This is a genomic window from Pseudorhodoplanes sinuspersici (assembly GCF_002119765.1).
In the GTDB taxonomy this organism is placed as follows: domain Bacteria; phylum Pseudomonadota; class Alphaproteobacteria; order Rhizobiales; family Xanthobacteraceae; genus Pseudorhodoplanes; species Pseudorhodoplanes sinuspersici.
Map to the genome: position 1 here is coordinate 5,792,930 of NZ_CP021112.1, position 22,138 is coordinate 5,815,067.

The 22,138-nt window shown below is 60.9% G+C and carries 23 protein-coding genes and 1 pseudogene; 9 read left to right on the forward strand and 15 right to left on the reverse strand.

All coding sequences use genetic code 11. The features are described 5' to 3' along the window. Positions 1 to 97 precede the first annotated feature (97 nt). The 5 genes from rpoH (at position 98) to CAK95_RS28110 (ending at position 4,367) form a co-directional block, all read left to right on the forward strand. On the forward strand, positions 98 to 1,006 hold the full coding sequence (rpoH, locus tag CAK95_RS28090; protein WP_086090966.1) for an RNA polymerase sigma factor RpoH: 909 nt from the start codon (positions 98 to 100) through the stop codon (positions 1,004 to 1,006). A gap of 222 nt (positions 1,007 to 1,228) precedes the next feature. Next, a complete protein-coding gene (locus tag CAK95_RS28095) occupies positions 1,229 to 2,323 on the forward strand; it encodes a linear amide C-N hydrolase (protein ID WP_086091708.1) in 1,095 nt (364 codons plus the stop codon). A 350-nt stretch (positions 2,324 to 2,673) separates the two neighbouring features. Beyond that, positions 2,674 to 3,516, forward strand: coding sequence for an alpha/beta fold hydrolase (locus CAK95_RS28100; protein WP_086090967.1), 843 nt, complete (start codon positions 2,674 to 2,676; stop codon positions 3,514 to 3,516). A gap of 181 nt (positions 3,517 to 3,697) precedes the next feature. Beyond that, positions 3,698 to 3,979, forward strand: coding sequence for a hypothetical protein (locus CAK95_RS28105; RefSeq protein WP_086090968.1), 282 nt, complete (start codon positions 3,698 to 3,700; stop codon positions 3,977 to 3,979). Between the two features lie 130 nt (positions 3,980 to 4,109). Further along, positions 4,110 to 4,367 (forward strand): DUF6894 family protein, encoded by a 258-nt coding sequence (locus CAK95_RS28110; RefSeq protein WP_086090969.1) that lies wholly within the window; start codon positions 4,110 to 4,112, stop codon positions 4,365 to 4,367. A gap of 67 nt (positions 4,368 to 4,434) precedes the next feature. Here CAK95_RS28110 and CAK95_RS28115 read toward each other — a convergent pair whose 3' ends face one another. Together CAK95_RS28115 and CAK95_RS28120 are read right to left on the reverse strand one after the other, a co-directional pair. Then, positions 4,435 to 5,928: a hypothetical protein gene (locus CAK95_RS28115; protein WP_086090970.1), complete on the reverse strand. Its 1,494-nt coding sequence runs from the start codon at positions 5,926 to 5,928 to the stop codon at positions 4,435 to 4,437. Positions 5,929 to 5,981: 53 nt separating this feature from the next. Further along, a complete protein-coding gene (locus CAK95_RS28120; RefSeq protein ID WP_086090971.1) occupies positions 5,982 to 7,268 on the reverse strand; it encodes an adenylosuccinate synthase in 1,287 nt (428 codons plus the stop codon). 321 nt (positions 7,269 to 7,589) lie between these two features. Here CAK95_RS28120 and CAK95_RS28125 point away from each other — a divergent pair, with 321 nt between their 5' ends. Together CAK95_RS28125 and CAK95_RS29680 are read left to right on the forward strand one after the other, a co-directional pair. Continuing rightward, positions 7,590 to 8,522: a DMT family transporter gene (locus tag CAK95_RS28125; RefSeq protein WP_183044196.1), complete on the forward strand. Its 933-nt coding sequence runs from the start codon at positions 7,590 to 7,592 to the stop codon at positions 8,520 to 8,522. A 177-nt stretch (positions 8,523 to 8,699) separates the two neighbouring features. Continuing rightward, the gene (locus CAK95_RS29680; protein ID WP_086090973.1) at positions 8,700 to 9,176 is read left to right on the forward strand and encodes a hypothetical protein; all 477 of its coding nucleotides are present in this window, start codon (positions 8,700 to 8,702) and stop codon (positions 9,174 to 9,176) included. Positions 9,177 to 9,293: 117 nt separating this feature from the next. Here the strand turns inward: CAK95_RS29680 and serA are convergent, their stop codons facing one another. The 3 genes from serA to CAK95_RS28145 form a co-directional block, all read right to left on the reverse strand. After that, entirely contained in the window at positions 9,294 to 10,880 is a 1,587-nt protein-coding gene (serA, locus tag CAK95_RS28135; RefSeq protein WP_086090974.1) for a phosphoglycerate dehydrogenase, read from the reverse strand. Positions 10,881 to 11,059: 179 nt separating this feature from the next. Then, positions 11,060 to 12,232, reverse strand: coding sequence for a phosphoserine transaminase (locus CAK95_RS28140; protein WP_086090975.1), 1,173 nt, complete (start codon positions 12,230 to 12,232; stop codon positions 11,060 to 11,062). A gap of 154 nt (positions 12,233 to 12,386) precedes the next feature. Then, positions 12,387 to 13,289: an outer membrane protein gene (locus CAK95_RS28145; protein ID WP_157699783.1), complete on the reverse strand. Its 903-nt coding sequence runs from the start codon at positions 13,287 to 13,289 to the stop codon at positions 12,387 to 12,389. Positions 13,290 to 13,487: 198 nt separating this feature from the next. On the opposite strand from CAK95_RS28145, the gene CAK95_RS28150 reads away from it, so the two are divergent. Beyond that, entirely contained in the window at positions 13,488 to 14,516 is a 1,029-nt protein-coding gene (locus CAK95_RS28150) for an acyltransferase family protein (protein WP_245303554.1), read from the forward strand. A gap of 51 nt (positions 14,517 to 14,567) precedes the next feature. On the opposite strand, the gene CAK95_RS28155 is transcribed toward CAK95_RS28150, so the two are convergent. The 8 genes from CAK95_RS28155 to CAK95_RS28190 form a co-directional block, all read right to left on the reverse strand. Next, positions 14,568 to 15,431, reverse strand: a complete 864-nt coding sequence (locus CAK95_RS28155; protein WP_086090978.1) for an outer membrane protein — start codon at positions 15,429 to 15,431, stop codon at positions 14,568 to 14,570. 280 nt (positions 15,432 to 15,711) lie between these two features. Further along, positions 15,712 to 16,194, reverse strand: a complete 483-nt coding sequence (bfr, locus tag CAK95_RS28160) for a bacterioferritin (protein WP_086090979.1) — start codon at positions 16,192 to 16,194, stop codon at positions 15,712 to 15,714. Positions 16,195 to 16,320: 126 nt separating this feature from the next. Continuing rightward, a complete protein-coding gene (locus CAK95_RS28165; RefSeq protein ID WP_086090980.1) occupies positions 16,321 to 16,563 on the reverse strand; it encodes a (2Fe-2S)-binding protein in 243 nt (80 codons plus the stop codon). A 98-nt stretch (positions 16,564 to 16,661) separates the two neighbouring features. Further along, entirely contained in the window at positions 16,662 to 17,468 is an 807-nt protein-coding gene (locus CAK95_RS28170) for a phosphate/phosphite/phosphonate ABC transporter substrate-binding protein (RefSeq protein WP_086090981.1), read from the reverse strand. A gap of 3 nt (positions 17,469 to 17,471) precedes the next feature. Beyond that, a complete protein-coding gene (locus CAK95_RS28175; protein WP_086090982.1) occupies positions 17,472 to 18,476 on the reverse strand; it encodes an ornithine cyclodeaminase family protein in 1,005 nt (334 codons plus the stop codon). After that, a complete protein-coding gene (locus CAK95_RS28180; protein WP_198343776.1) occupies positions 18,477 to 19,451 on the reverse strand; it encodes a Bug family tripartite tricarboxylate transporter substrate binding protein in 975 nt (324 codons plus the stop codon). 82 nt (positions 19,452 to 19,533) lie between these two features. Continuing rightward, positions 19,534 to 19,944, reverse strand: a complete 411-nt coding sequence (gene vapC / locus CAK95_RS28185) for a type II toxin-antitoxin system VapC family toxin (protein WP_157699784.1) — start codon at positions 19,942 to 19,944, stop codon at positions 19,534 to 19,536. A 7-nt stretch (positions 19,945 to 19,951) separates the two neighbouring features. Beyond that, on the reverse strand, positions 19,952 to 20,152 hold the full coding sequence (locus tag CAK95_RS28190; protein WP_086091710.1) for a type II toxin-antitoxin system VapB family antitoxin: 201 nt from the start codon (positions 20,150 to 20,152) through the stop codon (positions 19,952 to 19,954). 42 nt (positions 20,153 to 20,194) lie between these two features. Here CAK95_RS28190 and CAK95_RS30260 point away from each other — a divergent pair. Next, positions 20,195 to 20,355 (forward strand): annotated as a pseudogene (locus CAK95_RS30260) (cyanase); the annotation flags it as partial. Between the two features lie 34 nt (positions 20,356 to 20,389). Here the strand turns inward: CAK95_RS30260 and glmM are convergent. Further along, complete coding sequence (gene glmM, locus CAK95_RS28200; RefSeq protein WP_183044197.1) at positions 20,390 to 21,733, reverse strand: phosphoglucosamine mutase; 1,344 nt, start codon at positions 21,731 to 21,733, stop codon at positions 20,390 to 20,392. 52 nt (positions 21,734 to 21,785) lie between these two features. After that, a complete protein-coding gene (locus CAK95_RS28205; protein ID WP_086090985.1) occupies positions 21,786 to 22,073 on the reverse strand; it encodes a hypothetical protein in 288 nt (95 codons plus the stop codon). Between the last annotated feature and the right edge of the window lie 65 nt (positions 22,074 to 22,138).

A 22,138-nucleotide genomic window follows, 5' to 3' on the forward strand; every position in this document is an offset into this window, starting at 1 on the left:
CGGTTTTGCACCGCAGCATGCACCACCGGGCCGAACAGGTCGGCGGGGCATATGTCCGCCGATCCTCGGGGACATGAACTTAATGGAGGGCGCAAAAATGGCCCGTTCAACGGCTATGCCGATGATCACCGCCGAAGGCGGTTTGTCGAAGTATCTTGAAGAAATCCGCCGGTTTCCGATGCTGGAGCCGCAGGAAGAATACATGTTGGCGAAGAGCTGGCGCGAACACGGCGATCGTGACGCGGCGCACAAACTCGTCACCAGCCATCTGCGGCTCGTCGCCAAGATCGCGATGGGGTATCGCGGCTACGGCCTGCCGATTTCCGAGATCGTCTCGGAAGGCAATGTCGGCCTGATGCAGGCGGTGAAGCGGTTCGAGCCTGAAAAAGGCTTCCGCCTCGCGACCTATGCGATGTGGTGGATCAAGGCCGCCATCCAGGAATACATCCTGCGTTCGTGGTCGCTCGTGAAGATGGGCACCACCGCGAACCAGAAGAAGCTGTTCTTCAACCTGCGCAAGGCGAAGAGCAAAATCTCGGCGCTGAATGACGGCGATCTCAAGCCCGATCAGGTCGCGCAGATCGCCAAGCGTCTCGGCGTGACGGAAAAGGACGTTGTCGACATGAACCGCCGTCTCGGCGGCGATACGTCGCTCAACGCGCCGATCCGCGACGATGGCGATTCCGGCGAGTGGCAGGACTGGCTTGCGGACGAATCCGCCGGTCAGGAAGAAATCCTGGCCGACAACGAGGAGATGGACAATCGCCGGTCCGCGCTCGATCACGCGCTGACCGTGCTCAACGATCGCGAACGCCGCATCTTCGAGGCGCGGCGTCTCGCCGACGATCCGGTCACGCTCGAGGAGCTGGCGGAAGAGTTCGGCGTCTCGCGCGAACGCGTGCGTCAGATCGAAGTGCGTGCGTTCGAAAAGGTGCAGAAGGCGGTGAAGAATAAAGTCGCCGCGCTCGAAACGCCGAAGGCGCAGGAAGCGCTGGCCGCCCACTGAAAAGCGGTACATTTTGAATTTGAAAGCCGGGCTTGATGCCCGGCTTTTTTATTGCCGGCGGATATCATCGACAATGACACGGCCTTGAATCGCTTTTCACTTCATGACGTCATTTTACATTTACGGCGTCATAAGCATGATCGCCATCAACACGGCCTGCCCGCCTCTCCTGTGAGTATCCTTGCGAGGATCTCGGACGGCATTCGGCAACAGGAGCACATCATGGCGCGCCGCATCTCGCAATTTGCAGCCTTCGGTCTATTGGCGAGTGTGACGGCGATCTCCGGCGCGGCCCTCGCCTGCACCCGCACCTTGTATGTCGGCGCCGACAATATGGTCATCACCGGACGGAACATGGACTGGAAAGAGGACATGGCCTCCAACCTCTGGGTGTTTCCGGCGGGGCTCAAGCGCGACGGCGCTTCGGGACCGAAATCCATCACATGGACATCGAAATACGGCAGCGTGATCGTCTCGGGGTATGAAGTCGGCAGCACCGACGGGCTGAACGAGCGCGGCCTCGTTGCCAACCTGCTGTATCTGGCGGAATCGGAATATCCGAAACCGGTCGACGGTCGTCCCTATCTGTCGATCGCCGCGTGGGTGCAATATGTGCTCGATAATTTCGGCACGGTCGCAGAGACCGTCACCGCGTTGCGGGCCGAGCCGTACAACATCCTGGCTCCCAGCCTGCCGAATGGCGTCGCCGCGGCACTCCATCTGTCGATCTCCGACGCCAGCGGCGATTCCGCGATTTTCGAATATATCCAGGGCAAATTGGTGATCCACCACGGCAAGCAATATTCGGTCATGACCAACTCGCCGAGCTACGACAAACAGATTGCGCTCAATGAGTACTGGAAGGACATCGGCGGCCTCACCTTCCTGCCCGGCACCAACCGCGCCGCAGACCGTTTCGCGCGCGCATCATTCCTGCTCAATGCGATCCCAAAAGAGATCGACAAGAATTATATCCAAAGCGTGCCTGAGCAATCCTACGCTTATCAGGCCGTCGCGAGCGTGCTCAGCGTGCAGCGCGCCGTCAGCGTGCCGCTCGGCATCTCGACACCGGATCAGCCGAATATCTCGTCCACCATCTGGCGCACGGCATCGGATCAGAAGAACCTGATTTATTATTTCGACTCCGCTACGCGTCCCAACACATTCTGGGTGTCGCTCGCCAAGCTCGATCTCAAACCTGGAGCGCCCATAAAGAAACTCACCATTCAAAATGGCGAGGTTTATTCTGGCGATGTATCAGAACAATTCAAACACGCCGAGCCGTTCAAGTTCCTGCCAGGAACGCCGCCTCAATAGGCAGCACGCGATCATCATGCCGAAATGTTGAGCTTTCTCGTCGTCGCCGCGCATTAACGCAGCAACTTCAACATAGAAACAGCAAAGCCGGGCACGCAGCCCGGCTTTTTTTATTTCAATTTTTGACACGCGTTCTTGATTTCAACCGCCGGAATTCGGTCCGAGAGCTGGACTAGAGCGTTTTCGAGCGAAGTGCGAAGTGGGTACCGGTTCGCATGAAGAAAACGCTCAACACAAAACGTTAGAGCCCCGACTTTGATTCCGTCAAAGCCGGGGCTCTAAGTCGCCTAGCTCACGTGCTTCGAGTTTCGTCCGACAATTCCAGTCAACGAAGAGAAAGGCAGAACACCATGTCGATGTTCACGACCAAAGACGGCACGCAACTTTATTACAATGACTGGGGCAAGGGGCAGCCGATTGTCTTCAGCCATGGCTGGCCGCTCAGCGCCGATGCGTTCGAAGACCAGATGTTCTTTCTGGCCTCACGTGGCTATCGCTGCATCGCGCATGATCGCAGAGGTCACGGCCGATCGAGCCAGCCGTGGCATGGCAACGATCTCGACACTTATGCCGACGATCTCGCCGAACTCGTGCAGCATCTCGATCTGAAAGATGCGGTCCATGTCGGCCATTCCACCGGTGGCGGCGAAGTCGCGCGCTATATCGGCCGGCACGGCACGAAACGCGTTGCCAAAGCGGTGCTGATCGGCGCAATCCCGCCGCTGATGCTGAAGACGCCGAATAATCCGAACGGCACACCGATCGAAGCCTTCGACCAGATCCGTGCCGGCGTGCAGGCTGACCGCTCGCAGTTCTGGAAGGACCTGACCATGCCCTTCTACGGCTATAACCGGCCGGGCGCGAAAGTCTCGGAAGGCGTGCGCAATTCCTTCTGGCTGCAGGGCATGATGGCCGGCTTCCCGGCTTCGTATTTCTGCGTCAAGGCGTTTTCGGAAACCGACACCACCGAAGACCTGAAGAAATTCGATGTGCCGACGCTGGTGCTGCACGGCGATGACGATCAGATCGTGCCGATCGCAGCATCGGCGATGCTGTCATCCAAACTGATCAAGAACGCGCAGCTCAAGATCATCAAAGGCGCGCCGCACGGCATGTGCACGACGCTGAAGGACGAGGTCAACGCGACTCTGTTATCCTTTATCGAAGCCAAGGCCGGCAAAGCCGCCGCGTAAAAACGCAAATCCGCACCAAACATCTGGAAAAGCCGGGCTGCCTGCCCGGCTTTTTATGTTCAGGCCGGTTTTCATCGCAGCCGTTAATGGATCATTGCGGACGATAATTGGGCGCCGGGAACCGCTATCCAAGGACCAGCGTTATTTTATCGAGATTGGAGGAACCGTCCGGAGAAATGCCATGAGCTATGATCCGTATGATCCATATCGCAATACAACGTCGCCGCCGCGGGAGCCGTATCAGGACTTCCATCGCGACCCGGATGCCGGCACCGGTACGAGCTTTCTGTTGGGCGCGCTGATCCTCGTCGCGCTGGGAGCCTTCATTTACTACTACGCAGGCACCGACAGATCGAACGTCGCGACCAACGATATGCGCCCACCGATCACACAGCCCAATACACCCGCCGAAACGACAGGTTCGAACAGCGCGACGCCCAAGCCTGAGCGTCCGGCGCAGTAGGACTTTCCGCCACGCCCGGGCATAGCCGTCAAGACGGCGTCATTGACGCCTGACGTCGCAGGATTGAATTTCTGCGATTCTGCCCGGGCTTCGCCGCGATCCTGTCACAGCCTCATGCCAAACTGCGATCATGCCACGCTACTATTTCAATACCCGTATCGACGGCGAACTGATCCGCGATCCCGACGGAGCCGATCTGCGTGACCCCGATCAGGCCTGGACCATGGCCCGCGCCATGATCCGGGATATCCTGCACGACGAGGAAACGGAGCCGCGTCTGCTCCGTGCCGCAATCGAGGTGACCGACGAGGAGGGTGAGATCGTGCTCGAGTTCCCGTTCACCGAAGCATTGATCGAGCCCGGGCAAGGGTCGGTTTCGGTTCACTGAAAAATCCCCGCCGCACTGTGCGCCGCGGGAAGGAAGGCGCGCGAGTCCTCAATGATTTGAGGACGGTTTATTGCTTCCAGGCCGCGAAGGCTTCCGCAAAGGCACGCTCGCCGGGCGTGCCTTTTTCAATGGCCAGAATGGCTCTGCGATTGTTGTTGTAGACAATCGGAATATCGAACCAGGCGCGTTCCTTCAGCAGCTGGATATTGCGCGCCTGATCGGACTCGACGGCCGACAGGCCAATCAGGAAGAAATTGTTGGTGACCTTCACGGCGAGCCCGGCCAGCGGCGTGCCGCGGGTCTGCTCGGCCTGCTTCATCAGCACACCCGGTACGTTGGAAATGCCGCCCGGCGCGAAGTCGGCCGGCAGATTGAACATCACTTCGATGGTGTGGCTGGCCGGCAGCGTCTGATCGGTGTTGCGCCGGATCGAGAAGCTCATGGTCATCTTGCGTTCCGGAATTTCCACATCGGCGCGGATCGCCAGTTCCGGCGGCCGGCCCGGCCCCGGTGACACCGTTTCGGTCCGCCAGACCGCAGAGCCGACGAATTGCTTGCCCTGCGGATCGTTCGGCTCCTCCTCGTAGAGCACGACTTTCTGGGCCACGGCCGGGCCGTTTTGCGTGCTGGGACCACCGAGCCGATCGGTGATTTTTCCCGAGCCCTGTTTGGCCGGCTGGGCCGGCCGGCTATCTTTCGCCACATCGGTCGCCGAGCCGCGGAAGGCCTGCCAGAATTCGGTGATCACGGCCCGCTGCGAATAAACGACGCCGGCGACCGCCAGCAGCAGCACCACTGCGATGGCGGCCTTGATCAAAGGACCGAAGGAACGCGGCTTGCGGCGGTCCTCTTCAAGCTCTTCATCCAGGTCTTCCGCTGGTGGCCGCGGCGGGGGCGGCCCGCGGAACGACGGGTCCTGCGGCGGCCCGCCGCGATAGCCCATCTGCGGATGCATTTCGTGGCCGAAATCTTCCTGCGCCAGCCGCGGTTCCAGCGACTGGTCGAACTCACGCTGCATCTCCGCAAAGGGATCGCGTGGCGGGCGGTGCGATGGGCCGAGCGGCGGCGGCGGCGCATCAAATGGCGATGGCTTTGGAGGCGGCGCGGACTGCGCCGACGGCCGCGGCGGCAATGGCGGTAGCGTTTTCGGGCCAAGATCCGGGGCGGCAGGCGCTGGTTTCGAAGGAGCAGGCGCAGGTCCGTTCGGCGGCGGCGCGGCAGGGCGCGGTGGCGCCTTGGCCGCAGGCGCCGCCGCATTCGGAAAGCGCGGCGCGGATGGTGCGGGGCCGGGAGACGGCGGGGCGGAAGGTGCTGCGGCCGGAGATTGCGGAGCCGTTTCGATTCGCGAGCGGCGGGCCGCCTCGGCTTCGACCTTGCGGATCGCCTCCTCAAGGGCCAGGCGCTCCTTGGTGATCTCCGATTCCTGAAGCGGTGGCTCGGTCCCGCGCAGCTGCGCGACAAGCGCCGTCCGCGCCCTCTCATAGAGCGCACGACGAGCCTCGCCGGTGTTCTTGTCGAGACCGGTGATGGCACGGGCAATGAGCGGGTAATAATCAGCCATGCTTTCTGTCGTGGCCCTGGATCACACCTCGTCGTCCCCAATTCCCGATGGTGTCATGTCTCGAACGGATTCTGCACTAGAATTGTATCGTCGCGCTCCGGAGACGTGGACAAAAGAGCCACCGGACATCCGATCAGCTCCTCGACCCATCTTACATACTTGATGGCCTGGGCTGGCAAATCCGCCCATGAGCGCGCCCCCGCTGTCGGCTCGTCCCATCCCTCGATCGTTTCATAGATCGGCTCGACCTGGGCCTGCGCATGCTCGCTGGCCGGGAGATGATCGATCTCGCGCCCATCCAGCCGGTAGCCGACGCAAACCTTGATCTCCTTGAAACCGTCCAGGATATCGAGCTTGGTTAATGCGATGCCGTTGATGCCGCTGGTGCGAACAGTCTGCCGCACCAGCACGGCATCAAACCAGCCGCAACGGCGCGGACGGCCGGTCACCGTGCCGAATTCGTGGCCGCGCTCGCCGATCAGCCTGCCGATCTCGTTGTCCTGCTCACTCGGGAACGGCCCCTCGCCGACCCGCGTCGTGTAAGCCTTGCAGATGCCGAGCACATAACCGATCGAGCCGGGCCCCATACCCGAGCCGGTGGCGGCCTGCGCCGCGACCGTGTTGGAGGAGGTCACATACGGATAGGTGCCGTGGTCGATATCGAGCAGCGCGCCCTGCGCGCCTTCGAACAAAATGCGTTTGCCTTCGCGGCGGCGCGCATCGAGCAGCGACCAGATCGAGTCCGTGTAAGGCAGAATGCGTGGTGCATAGCCGGCGAGTTCTTCGTAAACCGTCTCCGGCGACAACTCGCCCATGCCGTAGCCGCGGCGGAGCGCGTTGTGGTGCACCAGCATGCGCTCGATCTTGCCGCGCAAAGCCGGCAGATCGGCCAGATCCATCACCCGAATCGCACGGCGGCCGACCTTGTCCTCATAGGCCGGGCCGATGCCGCGCTTGGTGGTGCCGATGCGCGAGGCGCCGGATTCACGAATCGCTTCGAGCTCGCGGTGCAGCGACAGGATCAGCGTCGCATTTTCTGCAATGCGCAAACGATCCGGGGTCACGGCGACGCCCTGCCCGCCGAGGCGATCGATCTCGTCGATCAGCGCTTTTGGATCGACGACAACGCCATTGCCGATGATCGACAGTTTCCCCTCACGCACAACGCCCGAGGGCAACAGCGAGAGCTTGTAGACCTGATTGCCGATGACGAGTGTGTGCCCGGCATTGTGGCCGCCCTGGAAGCGGACGACGATATCGGCCTGTTCGGACAACCAATCGACGATCTTGCCTTTGCCTTCGTCGCCCCACTGCGCTCCGACGACAACTACATTCGCCATTCCAACAAATCCCTCCAGCGGGCCGCCGCCCGGACCCTGATATCAAACCGGGTGTGCCAAACCGGGTATGCTTTGCCCGGCCGAAGCTGAGGGCTAGCCCCGGATAATGGATGCAGCGCTCCGAGGCAAGGCGACGGACCGATCCATAGCGGATTTGGCGGCCAATAACCGGTTGAAAAAGATGAAATTTCCGGAAGGTTTCCAAGGCGCCGGCACAGCCCGGTCATGCGCCGGGCAGCCTTCCGGACGGGAGCGGCATTGTGTAGCAAGGCTCATTCCGCCGTCCGGCGGACGTCTCATGACCCGGGTGGAGGCATTTCCATGGCCGCCTATTTCGGCCGGATCGGCGGCTGGCTGTATCATCAGGCCTATCTGCTTGTCGCCCTCACCTATCTGTTCTGGGCGCTGAATATCGTCATTGGACGGCACGCGATGGCGTCGATGCCGCCGGTGGCGCTAAGCTTCTGGCGATGGGCGCTGGCCGCACTGATCCTGCTGCCGTTCACCTTATCCTATCTGAAGCGTGACTGGCCGGTGATCCGGGCCAATCTGGGCATGCTCTGCATCCTCGGTTTGACCGGCACCACCGGTTATGCCGTGGCGTCCTACTGGGGCCTGCAATACACGCAGGCGATCAACGGACTTCTCATTCAATGCACGATGCCGATCATCATCGGCGTGACCACCTATTTCGTCGTCGGCGACAAGCTGAGCGCACGGCAGATGAGCGGCATTGCCGTATCTTTCTTCGGCGTCCTTATGATCCTGTTGCGCGGCGACCCGGATGTGCTGCACGCCATCTCGTTCAATCGCGGTGACATGTGGTTCGCTGCAGCAGTTTTGATCTTCGCATTCTATTCGCCGCTGACACGCAAATATCGCCCGCCAATTCATCCGATGTCGTTCCTGGCGATCACAATCATCACCGGCACGCTGCTGGTCATCCCGCTTTTCATCTGGGAGAGCGTCGCCATAGGCATGCCGACACTCGACATGCATACGGCTCTGATCTTTCTGTATATGGCGATCTTTCCATCGATCATCGCCTATATCTGTTTCAATCGCGCCATTCAGTTGATCGGCCCCAATCTCGTTGCTGCGCTCTATCCGCTCATTGTCGTGTTCGGCGTCACACTCGCCATTGTCTTTCTCGGCGAGCGGCCTGAATGGTACCATTTCATCGGCACGATCTTCATCGTCGGCGGCGTATTGCTGGCGACGCGGCAACGCCGCGCCGCCGTTGCGAAGGCGTAAGGTTTTCGTGCTGAGATTACTAACAACATTCGCGCAATATGAGTGATGCCTGCGAGCGATCAACATACCGATCGTTCATCCTAGCGCACGAACGCGGCGACGTTTCCTCATGTCGCGGTTGCTCCCCTCGTTGAACGCCCGCTAAATCCAAACCGCGAGAAAACGCTGGAGACAACAATGCGTCAGTTTGTGTTGGCGATCGCAACCGCTTTCATTGTTGCGCTTGGATTATTCGGCGCCGGCCGCGCCGAAGCTGCGCCGATCGGCGCGGCGGGTGCGCTTCGCACCGCAACCGACAATCTCAACCTTGCCGAGCCGGTTCAATATGCCGGCGGGCGCTGCTGGCGGAACGGTTGGCGTGGTCCGGGCTGGTACCCGTGCTGGCATCCCGGCGTCGTCTATGGCGGCGGCTCTTGGGGATGGCACAACCGCTATGCCTGGCACGGCAACTGGCACGACCATTATAGCTGGCGCTGGCACGATGGCGGGCGCCGCGGCTGGCACGGACACGACGGCCGCCGTCGGCATGCTGGCGGACGCCACGGTGGCGGCCGGCACGCCCATGCCAGCGGTCATCGCGGCGGACGCCATGGCGGCGGGCATCGCGGAGGCCATCATGGCGGCGGGCACCACGGTGGTGGACATCGCCGCTGATTGCTTGAAGTCTCTGCAAAAAATAGGCCTCGAAGGATGATCACATCCTTCGAGGCTTTTGCATGCGCGTGAAAACCGCCGTCATGCCCGGCACGAGGCCGGCATAACGATCAAGCTTCAGAATTTCAGCGGTTTGGCCGACTGCACCTGCGGCAGCGCCCGCACCGCTTCCAGCACCTTCGGCGGCATTTCGCCATCGATCTCGATCAGCGCCACTGCGTTTCCGCCCGGTGCTTCGCGACCGACATGGAAGGTCGCGATATTAATGCCGGCATCGCCCATCGTCCCTGAGAACTTGCCGATGAAGCCCGGTTTGTCGAGATTGGTGATGTAGATCATCGAGTGGCCGAATTCCGCATCCATGCGGATGCCCTTGATGTTGACGATACGCGGACGCGCATCGGCAAACACGGTGCCGGAGACGTTGCGCGTCACGCCGTCGGTAAACACGGTCACCGTGATCAGGCTTTCGTAATCGCCGGCCGCCTCGCGCGTCACTTCCTCGACGATGATGCCGCGCTCCTTGGCGACGATCGGCGCCGACACCACGTTCACATCCTGCAGCATCGGCCGCAGGAAACCGGCGACCGCGGCCGATGTCAGCGCCTTGGTCTTCATCTGCGCGACATGGCCCTCGTAGCTGATCTGGATCTTCTTCAGATCGCCTTCCGTCAACTGACCCGCGAACGAGCCGAGTTTCTCGGCGAGTTCGATGAACGGCTTCAGGCGCGGCGCTTCTTCCGCCGTGATCGACGGGAAATTGACCGCATTGGAGATGGCGCCGCGCAACAGATAATCCGACATCTGGTCGGCAACCTGCAAAGCGACATTCTCCTGCGCTTCCGAGGTCGCGGCACCCAGATGCGGCGTACAGATCACGTTCGGCTGGCCGAACAGCGGATTCTCGTTCGCAGGTTCGGTCGAGAACACATCGAAAGCTGCACCTGCGACATGGCCGGAATCGAGCGTGGCGCGCAGCGCAGCTTCATCGACAAGACCGCCGCGCGCGCAATTGATGATGCGCACGCCCTTCTTGGTCATCGCCAGAGCCTTGGCGTCGAGGATGTTCTTGGTCTTTTCGGTCAGCGGCGTGTGCAGCGTAATGAAATCGGCGCGCTTGAGCAGTTCCTCAAGCTCGACCTTCTCGACACCGAGTTCAACCGCGCGCTCCGGCGACAGGAACGGATCATAGGCAATGACCCGCATGCGCAGGCCAAGCGCACGATCGATGACGATCGAACCGATATTGCCGGCGCCGATCACACCCAGCGTCTTGCCGGTGATCTCGACACCCATGAAGCGGTTCTTTTCCCATTTTCCTGCCTGCGTCGACTGATCCGCCGCCGGAATTTCCCGCGCCAGCGCCAGCATCAGCGTGATCGCGTGTTCGGCCGTGGTGATCGAATTGCCGAACGGCGTGTTCATCACGATGATGCCCTTCGCCGTCGCAGCCGGAATATCGACGTTGTCGACGCCGATGCCGGCGCGGCCGATCACTTTCAGCTTCTTGGCATTCTGCAGAATCTTCGGCGTGACTTTGGTGGCCGAGCGGATCGCAAGACCATCGTAATGGCCGATGATCTCGGCGAGCTTGTCCTTGTCCTTGCCGAGATTGGGCTGGAAATCGACCTCGACGCCGCGATCCTTGAAGATCTGCACGGCGGCGGGAGAGAGTGCATCGGAGATGAGAACTTTGGGGGCCATGGTGGTCTTCCTTCACCCTCCCCTGGAGGGGAGGGTCGGCCCGCAGGGCCGGGGTGGGGTGAAATATGTGATGCGCTGAGCGGCGGCGGTGTTTTCGGTGAAACTGTCACCCCACCCCGCTCACCTGCGCTATCGCTCCGGTGAGCGACCCTCCCCCTCCAGGGGAGGATGAAAAGCAATCAAGCCGCTTTCGCCAGCGACTCTTTCGCCTTCGCGTAAGCGAAGTCGAGCCACGGCAACAGCTTCTCGACATCGCTGCGTTCAACCGTGGCGCCGCACCAGATGCGAAGGCCGGGCAATGCATCGCGGTGATTGGCGAAATCGAACGCCACGTTTTCCTTCTCGAGGATGGCGACGAGCTCCTTCACGAAGGCCCATTGCGCATCGACGGACAAGGCGGTGACGGCCGGATCGACGATCTTCAGACAGACCGAGGTGTTCGAGCGTGTCTTCGCATCGACAGCGAGATTGTCCACCCAGGCCGTGCGCGCGACCCAATCATTGATCGCACCGGCATTGGCATCCGCTCGCGCGATCAGACCCTTCAGGCCTCCGGCCGACTTCGCCCAGTTGAGCGTGTCGAGATAATCCTCGACGCACAGCATCGACGGCGTGTTGATGGTTTCGCCGACGAAGATGCCTTCGTTCAGCTTTCCGCCCTTGGTCATGCGGAAGATCTTCGGCAGCGGCCAGGCCGGCTTGTAGGTTTCGAGCCGTTCGACCGCGCGCGGCGACAGGATCAGCATGCCATGCGCGGCTTCACCGCCCAGCGCCTTCTGCCAGGAGAAGGTGATGACATCGAGCTTTGCAAAATCGAGCGGCTGCGCGAACGCTGCCGACGTTGCGTCGCAGATCGCAAGACCCTTGCGATCGGCCTTGATCCAGTCGGCATTCGGCACGCGCACGCCGGATGTCGTGCCGTTCCAGGTGAAGACGATGTCGGTGTCGCTGTCGACCTTGGAAAGATCGGGGATCTCGCCGTAAGGCGCCTTCAGCGTGGTCACGTCCTTCAGCTTGAGCTGCTTTTCAACGTCGGTGACCCAGCCTTCGCCGAAGGATTCCCAGGCCAGCATCGTGACCGGGCGCGCGCCGAGCAGCGACCACATCGCCATTTCCATCGCGCCGGTATCCGACGCCGGAACAATGCCGATCCTGTAATCGGCCGGGACTTCAAGAATTTCGCGGGTGAGATCGATCGCCAGTTTCAGCTTCGCCTTGCCCGGCTTCGAGCGGTGCGAGCGTCCAACCAGCGCGTCTTTGAGGGCTTGGAGGGTCCAGCCGGGGCGCTTGGCGCAGGGGCCGGAGGAAAAGTGCGGATTAGCCGGCCGCAGACCGGGAGCAGCTGTCGTCATCTCTATCCTTCCAGATAGTAGCCTCTCGTTGGGGAGAGGTGTCCCACTGGCGGAGATAGTCGAGCGGAGGTTCAGCGTCAACTTTTTTAGTGGACGGGCGGCTTTGACTTTCGCATGGGACGGCCGTCACAAGCGCGTCAACTGGCACAGCCGCCTAGAATTTCACGCCGACCGCGGCGCGCGCCGTGTTGATGCGCAGATCAATGCCTTCGATATCCTGCAACTGCACGAGTTCCCACTCACCGCGCACGAACAGGTTCTGGCTCAAGGCCCAGTCGAAACCGAGACCGATCGAACCGCCATACGTGAAGACACCTTTGCGAGAGACGGATTGTGGTCCGGTCAGGTTCAGGGGACCTCCGAAGTTCGTACAAGGAGTGACAGACCCGTCGCAAACCGCATTGAGGTTACCCGAAACCGATGCGGTCGTGGTGACATCGGCGCGTGCGACGGCAAAGCCGAGGAAAGCATAAGGCAGCAGCGAACCGACAGCCCAGCCCGCGCGCGCACGGAACGTCGCCAGATCGGTGAGCTTCACGGTCGAGCTGCCTGAAACCAGCACTGAATAATTGTAGTTGTAGCCCGGCAATGCGCCGGCGTTATCGATGAAAGAGCGGCCAAGCGAATCCGACGCCGACTTGCTGAGCGACATATGGCTGTAATTGGCTTCGACGCCGACGACGACATCGTCCCATTGCCAGTTATAGCCGATGAAGCCGCCATAGCTGGCGCCATTCGTGCTTCCGTTCGGAAGCGTCGTCCACCCTGACACATTGTCCTGAATGGTGCTGTTGCGCAGGATGTAATCGGTCAGCGGCTGGGTGGCGTTGCCGAATTTGACATCGATATTGGTGTAACCGGCCTGCCCGCCGGCATAGAACCCGTCCCACTGATAATACTGGGGCGACGTCACATACGAGCCGCGAAGAATGTCCGCGGCGCCGGCCGGCGATGCGAAACCCGCGCTCAATGCGCCCGCCAACAGGATCGCCTTGCGCCGGACAGATGTCTTAACAGGCAACGCCCGTGACAAAATCGCGGTCATCGCAGCACGCATAATCATCTTCCTTCCGGCAACGCGAAGCAGCGGCAATACTTTGGAAACCATAACCGCCAGAAGTTAAGGCAACGCTAACCATAAAAACTGCGCTTTTTAACAAACAGACATTGACTCTAATTTGAAGCAACGGATGCAAGATCGTCCCGCAGGGCATAGGTAGTACCGTGCGCGGCCATGTCCGCGCCGGAGTGCGCCATGCCGCAAAGCCAACGCATCGATTGGGTCGATTACGCCAAGGGCATCTCGATCATCCTGGTCGTGATGATGCATTCGACTCTGTCCACCGAAGACGCGCTCGGCCATGCCGGATGGCTGCATGGCGTGGTCGAATTCGCGCGCCCGTTCCGCATTCCGGCTTTCTTCATGATTGCCGGGCTGTTCGTCGCACATACGATCGACCGCGACTGGCGCACCTTCCTCGACCGGAAGGTGCTGCATTTCGTTTATTTCTACGTGCTGTGGCTCATCATCCAGTTCGCGTTCCGCGCACCGTTTTTGGTCGCCGATCACGGCGCTCTCGGCGCGCTGCAGGCGTTCCTTACCGCCTTCATCGACCCCTACGGCACCCTGTGGTTCATCTATCTTCTGCCGGTGTTTTTTCTGGCCACGCGGCTGACCCGCTCCATTCCGCCTGTCATCGTGTTTCTTGTCGCCGCTGCGCTCGAGATTGCGCCGATCGACACGCACTGGACGCTGATCGACGAATTCGCCAGCCGCTTTGTCTATTTCTACAGCGGCTATCTGTTCAGCGTTTATATCCTGCGTGGTGCCGCATGGAGCCGCTCACATATGGCGCTGGTGCTCGCCGGTCTCGCCGCGTGGTTCCTTGCCAATCTCTGGCTCGTGCATGCCGGTCTTTCGACCGACTATGGCATCTCGCTGGCGCTCGGGTTTGCCGGCGCCGCAGCGGTCGTTGCGATTTCGGTGCTGCTCGCCAGGTCGCATCTGTTGGAAGGCCTTCGTTACTGCGGCCAGAACTCGATCGTTATCTATCTCGCCTTCTTCCTGCCGATGGTGATCACGCGCATCGCGCTGGCGAAAACGCATGTCATCACCGATCCGGGAACCGCCGCCGCGCTGGTGACGACCATGGCCGTCGTCACGCCGTTGATCCTGCATTGGATGGTCCGCGGCACGATGTTCAAATTCCTGTTCGAGCGCCCTGCCCGCTTTCATCTTGTGCCGGCCAAGCCGAAGAAAACCACGCTGCTGCCGGCAGAATAAAAAAAGGCGGAGCCAGCGGCTCCGCCTTTTTATTTCGATCTGAAATGCCGATCAGCCTTTGCGCATCAGCGGCGGCGGCGGCGAATAAACCGGCGCCGGAGCTGGTGTATAGGCCGGCGGCGGCGGAGGCGGTGCATAAAACGGTTGCGCCGCCGGCGTATAATCGGAGGCGCCAAGCGCCCAGCGCAGCGACAGCCTGATGTCCTGCGAGGTCACGTCCTTGAACAGCATCGGATTGTTGACGTTGTTGGTGCCATCGTAGGCGATGATGTCGCCCGACTGGAAATCACCCAGATTGACGTAGCGATACGACAATTCGGCGGTGAAGTTCTTGTTGACCTTGTAGGCAAGGCCGGCATGCAGCGCCCAGGCCATCTCCCATTGCGAATTGTTGTTCGCGTAAGCAATGCCGTTGTTCGGAACGTTCACGTCGCGGAAATTGCTGATGGTGTTTTTCGAATAACCGATGCCGGCGCCGATGAACGGCGTGACGCACCACCAGGTGCCGAGATCGACATAGGCGTTGGCCAGGAACAGCCATTCGGACTTGTCGCCGTAATAATCGTTGGCGCCACCGGGATAGAAGTCAAAGCCGCGGAACGCAGTCTTGCCGCGATATTCACCGGTGACATCGACGCGGAACCAGTCGTTGAACTGATAGCCGAGGCCGGCGCCGAACAGCATGCCGGATTCGAATTCCTTATGGACGACCTGAACGCTCGGATCGAACAACACATTGTCGATCGATTTCACCTTCTGGTTCGTCATGCCGATATCGCCGCGCAGATACCAGCCGCTGAACTCTTTCACCGGCGCCTTGAAGACCATGGGAGCAGGCATGTCCGCCGCATATGCTGGCGCGACGATTGCGGCAATGGCCATCCCTGCAATCAAGCTCGTGTGAATTTTCTTCATGACTCATCCTCACTCGGCGAAACTGATGTGAGGACACTCGCAGAAATTGCTTAAGCGGCGCTTAACCTTGATTTTTAACTGCGAATATTAACGATTGCGCGTCTCGTACCGGTGTTTTGCGCCCTAGGACCGGCAAAGATTTACGAAACATAAACCTTGGTGAAGCGGGCATTAAAAAAGCGCGGCGATTTTGTGTTCGCCGCGCTTCAAAACGAATCAATCTCGGCCTCATCCCGAGAGTCTGACCGGGACTTCGCCCGGCCATGACGGCGACACGACGTCAGTCGTCGCTCATTTCGCCGATGTGCTTCTGCGAGTAGAGTTCCAGGCCGACTTTTTCGATCAGGCCGAGCTGCGTCTCGAGGAAGTCGATGTGTTCTTCCTCATCCTTCATCAGTTTTTCGAACAGATCGCGCGAGACGTAATCTTTCACCGAGTGGCAATAGGTCGCCGCTTCCTGATAGAGATTGCGCGCGTCGATCTCGGCCGCGAGATCGCAGTCGATCACTTCCTTGACGTTCTGGCCGATGCGCAGCGGGTCCAGCACCTGCATGTTCGGGAAGCCATCGAGGAATAGGATCCGCTCGGCGAACTTGTCGGCGTGCTCCATTTCCTCGATCGATTCCTTGCGCCATTTCTTGGCCAGTTCCTCGAAGCCCCAATTGTCGAGGATCCGGTAATGCAGCCAATACTGGTTGATGGCGGTCAGCTCGTGGCGCAGGCCCTTGTTCAGATATTCGATAACCCTTGCATCGCCTCGCATGGCTGCGCACTCCAAAAAATCCCAGTTTGGATTAGTTCTAAATAACGAACACAGCGAGCGCAAGGGTCTTCGAACCGTCCAACAACGATCCGTCAACAGGCGAGCGATTGAGGAGAAGGCGGAATTTCAGGCTGCTTCGCTGGTTTCGGCGGACGCTTCTTCCGCTGCCATCGGGCAGACGGCACAGCCGCTGGTGCAGGTTCCGCCAAGAGCCTGATCCATAATGGCCTTGATCGTCCGGGCACAGCGGCCACATTGGGCGCTGCAGCCAAGGCATCCATAGACCTGTCCGGTGGTCCGCGGTCGCGCCGTATGGCAGGCCGTGCGGATGGCGCTATCGGTCAGGACGTTGCAGGAACAAACGATCATCAGCGTTAGTCGGCCAGGGTCGATAGTTCAAACTGAAACCATCGATAGCAGGGCCAAAGCGCATACCGCAAAGCCAAAAACGCCGATTTACACGTTGTCTAAACTGGCTTTGCGCCATCCGGACCGGCCTGCCGCGCCTGCCGGAGCAACTCGGCATAATCGGCAGGATTGGGAGCCGAAAAGCCTTTGATGGCAAGGCTTTGGAGGACCGGCAGCAGGGCCGGATCGGCCGCAGCCGACAGCAAAGCCTGCCGCAATGGCCCGACCGTATCGCCGGCCACCTCCGACGAGGCCACCAGCGCCGGATTAGGGGTCATCGCTGTGGACTCGACGACCCGCAGCCGCGCCGCCGTTTCCGGCTCGTGCAGCCGGAGCAGATCGTGCGCATAGGAATCCAGCGGGCCGACATCGATGCGGCCGGAGAGTACAGCCTCGATCACGCGCCGCGGCGTGATCAGTGGTCCAATCCATTCGGCGAATAGCGGTTCGGGCCGGTCGCGATAACGCAGCAGGTGATAGCGGACGGCATGATAGCCGGACTGCGAATGTTCGACGGTCCAGCCGATGCGGCCGCCGAAGGTATCGCGCAGCTGCGCGAAGGGCGCATCGGCACACACGACAAGATCGGTGCAATAGCGCGGCAGGCCACCATAGCGCGGCGCGGCCGGAACCGGGGCGGCGACGAGATGCGGCTTACGCGCGGCCGACGCGAACGGAAATCCGCACATGAAGGCAGCGCCGAGATCATCGCGTGACCACAAATCCTCGAGCGGCGCAGGCGCCGTGTGATCCAGATAGATCAGCGGGATGCCGGACGTTTTTGCCACCCGGTCAAACAGCGCCTGCCACGCGTCGCGCACGGACGGCGTGATCGCATACATCCGCGCATTGGCGATCAGCGCCATCGCTCAGGCGTAACGCAGGGTCTGGCCGATGCCGAGCCTTGCTGCTTTTTCCAGCATGGCGTGGCCCAGCGCGATATCGGACAGCGACAGACCGCGATGCCAGAACAGAATGGTCTCGTCATCGCGCTCGCGTCCGGGCTTGAGACCGGCGACGATCTCGCCCATTTCCGCATGCAACGTCGCTTCCGATAACTTGCCGGCCTCGACATGCGCGCGCAGCGAACCGAATTGTCCGCTCTTGCACTGCCCCCAATCGTCCACGACCATCTTTGACATGATGTCGGTAAGCGACAGTTCGACCGCGCTCATCGTGCCGTAAGGCACCACGAATGCACCCGGCTTGATCCACTGCGTCTTCAACATCGGCGCCGGTTCGTTCAACCGCGACGCCTCGACCACGATGTCGGCGCCCTCCACACAGGATCGCCAGTCCGATGTTGCGACCACGGGCTTGCCGAGATCCTTCGAGAGGCGTTCCGCGAAGGCATCGCGGCTTTCGGGCCGGCGCGAATGCACCCGGATTTCATCGAAATGAAACAGATGATCGAGCAGGCGCACATTCCAGTAGGCGGTGCCGCGCGCGCCGATATGGCCGAGCACCCGCGATCCCTTGCGCGCCAGATGCTTGGCGCCGATGGCGGTCACCGCACCGGTACGCATGTCGGTCAGATGGCTGCCGTCGATAATCGCCTTCGGCACGCCATTGCGTGGGTCCATCAGCAGCAAGAGCCCGATCTCGGACGGCAGGCCTTCCTTGTAGTTGTCGACGAAGTCGCTGATCACCTTGACGCCGGCAAGATTGATCGGCGCGCGGAACGCGCCCCTCAGCACGTTGAAATGCCCGTTGCCGCCGGCATTGGGCACAAGATGCATGCGCGGTTCGATCACGGTTTCGCGGCGTCCCTGTGCCGCCAATCCTTGCTCGACCGCGGCGAGGACCTCATCGTCGGTCAGCGCCAGGGCCTGGACATCGAGAGCGTTCAGATATTGCAGATGGATGGGTTGCATTTATTGCGCGATCTTGATGTTGGCGTCCTTGATCACCTTGCCCCAGCGCGCCGTGTCGGCCTCGATGCGCGCCGCAAGCTCGGCCGGCGTACTGCCGACCGGCTGCGCACCCTGCGCCTGAAGCGACGCTTTCGCGGCCGGCGCGTTGATCGCCGCGACCACACCATCGCGAAGCTTGTCGATGATCGGTTGTGGCGTTCCAGCCGGCGCCATCAGCGCATACCAGGACACGGCCTCAAAGCCGGGCATGTCGCCGGCTTCGGCAATCGTCGGCACGTTGGGCAAAGCCGCGTTCCGCGTCGTGCTGGCGACGCCGAGCGCACGCAGCTCCCCGCTCTCGATCAGGGGCTTGGCGGTGGAGATTTGCGAGACCATCGCCGTGACCTCGCCGCGCATCACATCGGTCAAAGCCGGCGTGACACCGCGAAACGGGATATGCCGCATCTCGATGCCGGCGTTGCGCGCCAGCCATTCGGCGGCGAGATGGGCGATGCTGCCGGCGCCGGGCGTTGCGTAGGTCAAGCCTGTGCCGCTCTTGCCGAGCGCAATCAGCTCTTTCAGAGATTTCACGGGCGACTTGGCGCTGACCACCAGCACATTCTCGACATCGGCGATCAGCGTGATCGGTGCGAATTGCGACATCTTGTACGGAAGATCGGGCATCAGCGAGGGATTGACGGCGGCATTGCCGACAGGAACCAGCGCCAGCGTGTAGCCGTCCGGCTCGGACTTGGCGACTGCAATCATCGCGAGATTGCCAGCGGCGCCGGTACGGTTTTCGACCACGACCGTTTGCTTCCACGCCTGGCCAAGATGCTCACCGACCGTTCGCGCGAGTGTGTCTGGCGCTCCACCCGCCGCAAAGCCGAGGATGATCCTGATCTGCTTGGAGGGATAATCACTCTGAGCGTAAGCGGAGGACGCCGCCAGAGACATAAAAATGGCGGCTGTCAGAAACCGTGCTGCAACAATCATTGCTCTTTCCGTCCGTTTCGCTTGGGCTTCCGGCACAGCGAAAGTGTAGACCGTCACGGCCGGGCTTGCCCCGGCCCATGTTTTAAAGGGGAGGCTGCCAGACTTTCAGCGCTGCGTGCTTTGCGACGTGTCTGAAATCCTCGTCTGTGGTCAACATCGTCAGATCGTGGCGGATGCACAATTGCGCCAGCAGCGCATCGATCGTGCCGATCTGCACGCCCTTGCGGCGGCACTGATTTCTCAACTCCGCCGCATGAATGTGATCGTCGCGATCCGGCACGATCAAAGGCAAAGCTGAAAACCGTTCGACGATCTGATCCCGGCTTTTGGGGCCCGCAAAGCCCTGCAGCAGTTCTTGCAGAACGAGGCCGGTCGTTGAAAGCGTTTCGCCGCTTTCAATGGTCCGGATCAGCATCCCGACTTCCGCGCTGTCAGCCGTCTGGTCGCGGCGCAGCGCCAGTGACCAGACACTGGTGTCCACAAAAAGGGGCACTTGAGGCTCACTTGCGCTTGCGCTCGGCCTTATAATCGTAGGCCTCGTCCCATTCGAGCTTGCCGAACAGCTCGAGCAGGCGTTTTTGCCGCCGGCGCGCAATGAATTCCTGCAGGGCTTTGGTTACCGCCGCTTTCTTGGTGCGCTCGCCGCTGACTTCCAGCGCTTTTTCAATCAGCTCGGGGTCGATAGACAGATTGGTTGCCATGTGTGAACCTCCACACATAGCATCACACAAGCGTGGTTTCCGGTCAACGGTCCGGCCTGGAAGCGGCTGATCAGAATTGCGCGACGGCATCATCAGCGAAGCGATCTCACATGCAGTTGGAACGCGTCGCCAATCCGAAGGGCGACCGCGTGAAGATCACCATGAGCGGCAAATTGCTGCCCTACTTCGCAGCCTCAGGATGAGGCCGAAAGAGGCGACAGGATCAGGCCAAAGAGGCTAAGCCGCCGCCTGGGTCAGCGCCTCGACGATCTCGTCGACCACCTCTTCGACGAGATACTGGTCGTCGCCCTCGCCCATGACCCGGATCACCGGCTCGGTTCCGGAGGGGCGGATGACCAGGCGACCGTTGCCGTTGAGCCGCGCCTGGGCGCCGGTGATGATGCCTTTGACCTTGGCATCTTCCAGGGGCGTGCCCTTCTTGTAGCGCACGTTTTTCAGGATTTGCGGCAGCGCCTCGAAACGATGGCAAACTTCCGATACCGGCTTGTCCTGCCGCTTCACCACCGCCAGCACCTGCAACGCCGCCACGAGACCATCGCCGGTGGTCGTATAATCGGACAGGATGATGTGGCCGGACGGCTCGCCGCCGAGATTGAAGCCATGCTCGCGCATGTGCTCCAGCACATAGCGGTCGCCGACCGGCGTCCGGGCGAGGCTGAGACCCATATCCTTCAGATGCCGCTCGAAACCGAGATTGGACATGATGGTCGCGACCACGCCGTCCTTGGTCAGCCGGCCGTCTTCCTTCCAGCTTCCGGCAATCACCGCCATGAGCTGATCGCCATCGACCACATGGCCCTTCTCGTCGACGATCACCACGCGATCGGCATCGCCATCGAGCGCAATGCCGACATCGGCGCGCACTTCCCGCACCTTGGCGGACAAGGCCGCCGGATCGGTCGAACCGCAATCCTTGTTGATGTTGAAGCCATCGGGATCGACGCCGATCGAAATCACTTCCGCGCCCAATTCCCACAGCGCATCCGGGGCGACGCGATAGCCGGCGCCATTGGCGCAATCGACGACGACACGCAGGCCGTCAAACGACAGATCGCGCGGCAAGGTGCGCTTGGCGAATTCGATATAGCGATCCTGCACGCCTTCGATTCGCTTGGCGCGGCCGAGGTCGGCGGACTTGGCCAGCCGCCGTGAGAGGTCCTGACCCAGAAGGTCTTCGATCTCACGCTCGACGGTGTCGGACAACTTGTAGCCGTCCGGACCGAACAGCTTGATGCCGTTGTCGTCATAAGGATTGTGCGACGCGGAAATCATGACGCCGAGATCAGCGCGCATCGACCGCGTCAGCATCGCTACGGCGGGCGTCGGCATCGGGCCGAACAGCAGCACATCCATGCCGACCGAGGTAAACCCGGCCACCATCGCCGTCTCGATCATATAGCCGGACAGACGGGTATCCTTGCCGATCACAACCCGGTGTCGATGGTCGCCGCGCTGGAAGACAAGCCCCGCCGCCTGTCCGACCTTCAGGGCGAGTTCCGGCGTGATCGTGCCATTGGCGCGACCTCTGATGCCATCAGTCCCGAAATATCGACGTACCACGCTGAAATCCCCCACCCGCCGCTAACCATGCCGGCTGGCTTATAGGGGCATCCTACAGGACTTTGGCTTCAAAAGTTATGAGCAAAAGTTGCAGCCCGGCCGCCGGCTTCGTTAGCGTTAAATGATCGCTAATTGAGGCCGAAACCGGCCGGCCTGGTCTAGTCTTTTGACTTACCGCTTTTCCTGTCTTCGACGCTGGGGGAGGCTGGGTGACATTGATCGGATCCGAAGCCGGGAAAGTGTCCTCCAGACCCTCCTCCAGGGCTTCCTCCAAGCGGCGCCGTTCTTTGGCCTTCGCCTCGGCGGACTGAGCGTCGTGGTGCTTCTTGCCGGAAACCATCGGTAATAACCTTCTGTCCCATCAAAATCAGCGCTAACAAAGTCAATGCATCGGAGGCAATGAAG

Excerpts from the sequence above, each read along its gene's own strand:
- CAK95_RS28100 (WP_086090967.1), top strand. The coding sequence starts at position 2,674 with ATGTCGATGTTCACGACCAAAGACGGCACGCAACTTTATTACAATGAC.
- CAK95_RS28180 (WP_198343776.1), bottom strand. The coding sequence starts at position 19,451 with ATGATTGTTGCAGCACGGTTTCTGACAGCCGCCATTTTTATGTCTCTG.
- CAK95_RS28190 (WP_086091710.1), bottom strand. The coding sequence starts at position 20,152 with ATGGCAACCAATCTGTCTATCGACCCCGAGCTGATTGAAAAAGCGCTG.
- serA (WP_086090974.1), bottom strand. The coding sequence starts at position 10,880 with ATGGCCCCCAAAGTTCTCATCTCCGATGCACTCTCTCCCGCCGCCGTG.
- CAK95_RS28125 (WP_183044196.1), top strand. The coding sequence starts at position 7,590 with ATGGCCGCCTATTTCGGCCGGATCGGCGGCTGGCTGTATCATCAGGCC.
- CAK95_RS28115 (WP_086090970.1), bottom strand. The coding sequence starts at position 5,928 with ATGGCTGATTATTACCCGCTCATTGCCCGTGCCATCACCGGTCTCGAC.
- CAK95_RS28175 (WP_086090982.1), bottom strand. The coding sequence starts at position 18,476 with ATGCAACCCATCCATCTGCAATATCTGAACGCTCTCGATGTCCAGGCC.
- CAK95_RS28205 (WP_086090985.1), bottom strand. The coding sequence starts at position 22,073 with ATGGTTTCCGGCAAGAAGCACCACGACGCTCAGTCCGCCGAGGCGAAG.
- CAK95_RS28140 (WP_086090975.1), bottom strand. The coding sequence starts at position 12,232 with ATGACGACAGCTGCTCCCGGTCTGCGGCCGGCTAATCCGCACTTTTCC.
- CAK95_RS28155 (WP_086090978.1), bottom strand. The coding sequence starts at position 15,431 with ATGAAGAAAATTCACACGAGCTTGATTGCAGGGATGGCCATTGCCGCA.
- CAK95_RS29680 (WP_086090973.1), top strand. The coding sequence starts at position 8,700 with ATGCGTCAGTTTGTGTTGGCGATCGCAACCGCTTTCATTGTTGCGCTT.
- CAK95_RS28105 (WP_086090968.1), top strand. The coding sequence starts at position 3,698 with ATGAGCTATGATCCGTATGATCCATATCGCAATACAACGTCGCCGCCG.
- CAK95_RS28165 (WP_086090980.1), bottom strand. The coding sequence starts at position 16,563 with ATGATCGTTTGTTCCTGCAACGTCCTGACCGATAGCGCCATCCGCACG.
- CAK95_RS28095 (WP_086091708.1), top strand. The coding sequence starts at position 1,229 with ATGGCGCGCCGCATCTCGCAATTTGCAGCCTTCGGTCTATTGGCGAGT.
- CAK95_RS28110 (WP_086090969.1), top strand. The coding sequence starts at position 4,110 with ATGCCACGCTACTATTTCAATACCCGTATCGACGGCGAACTGATCCGC.
- CAK95_RS28170 (WP_086090981.1), bottom strand. The coding sequence starts at position 17,468 with ATGGCGCTGATCGCCAATGCGCGGATGTATGCGATCACGCCGTCCGTG.
- CAK95_RS28120 (WP_086090971.1), bottom strand. The coding sequence starts at position 7,268 with ATGGCGAATGTAGTTGTCGTCGGAGCGCAGTGGGGCGACGAAGGCAAA.
- bfr (WP_086090979.1), bottom strand. The coding sequence starts at position 16,194 with ATGCGAGGCGATGCAAGGGTTATCGAATATCTGAACAAGGGCCTGCGC.
- CAK95_RS28150 (WP_245303554.1), top strand. The coding sequence starts at position 13,488 with ATGCCGCAAAGCCAACGCATCGATTGGGTCGATTACGCCAAGGGCATC.
- rpoH (WP_086090966.1), top strand. The coding sequence starts at position 98 with ATGGCCCGTTCAACGGCTATGCCGATGATCACCGCCGAAGGCGGTTTG.
- CAK95_RS28145 (WP_157699783.1), bottom strand. The coding sequence starts at position 13,289 with ATGCGTGCTGCGATGACCGCGATTTTGTCACGGGCGTTGCCTGTTAAG.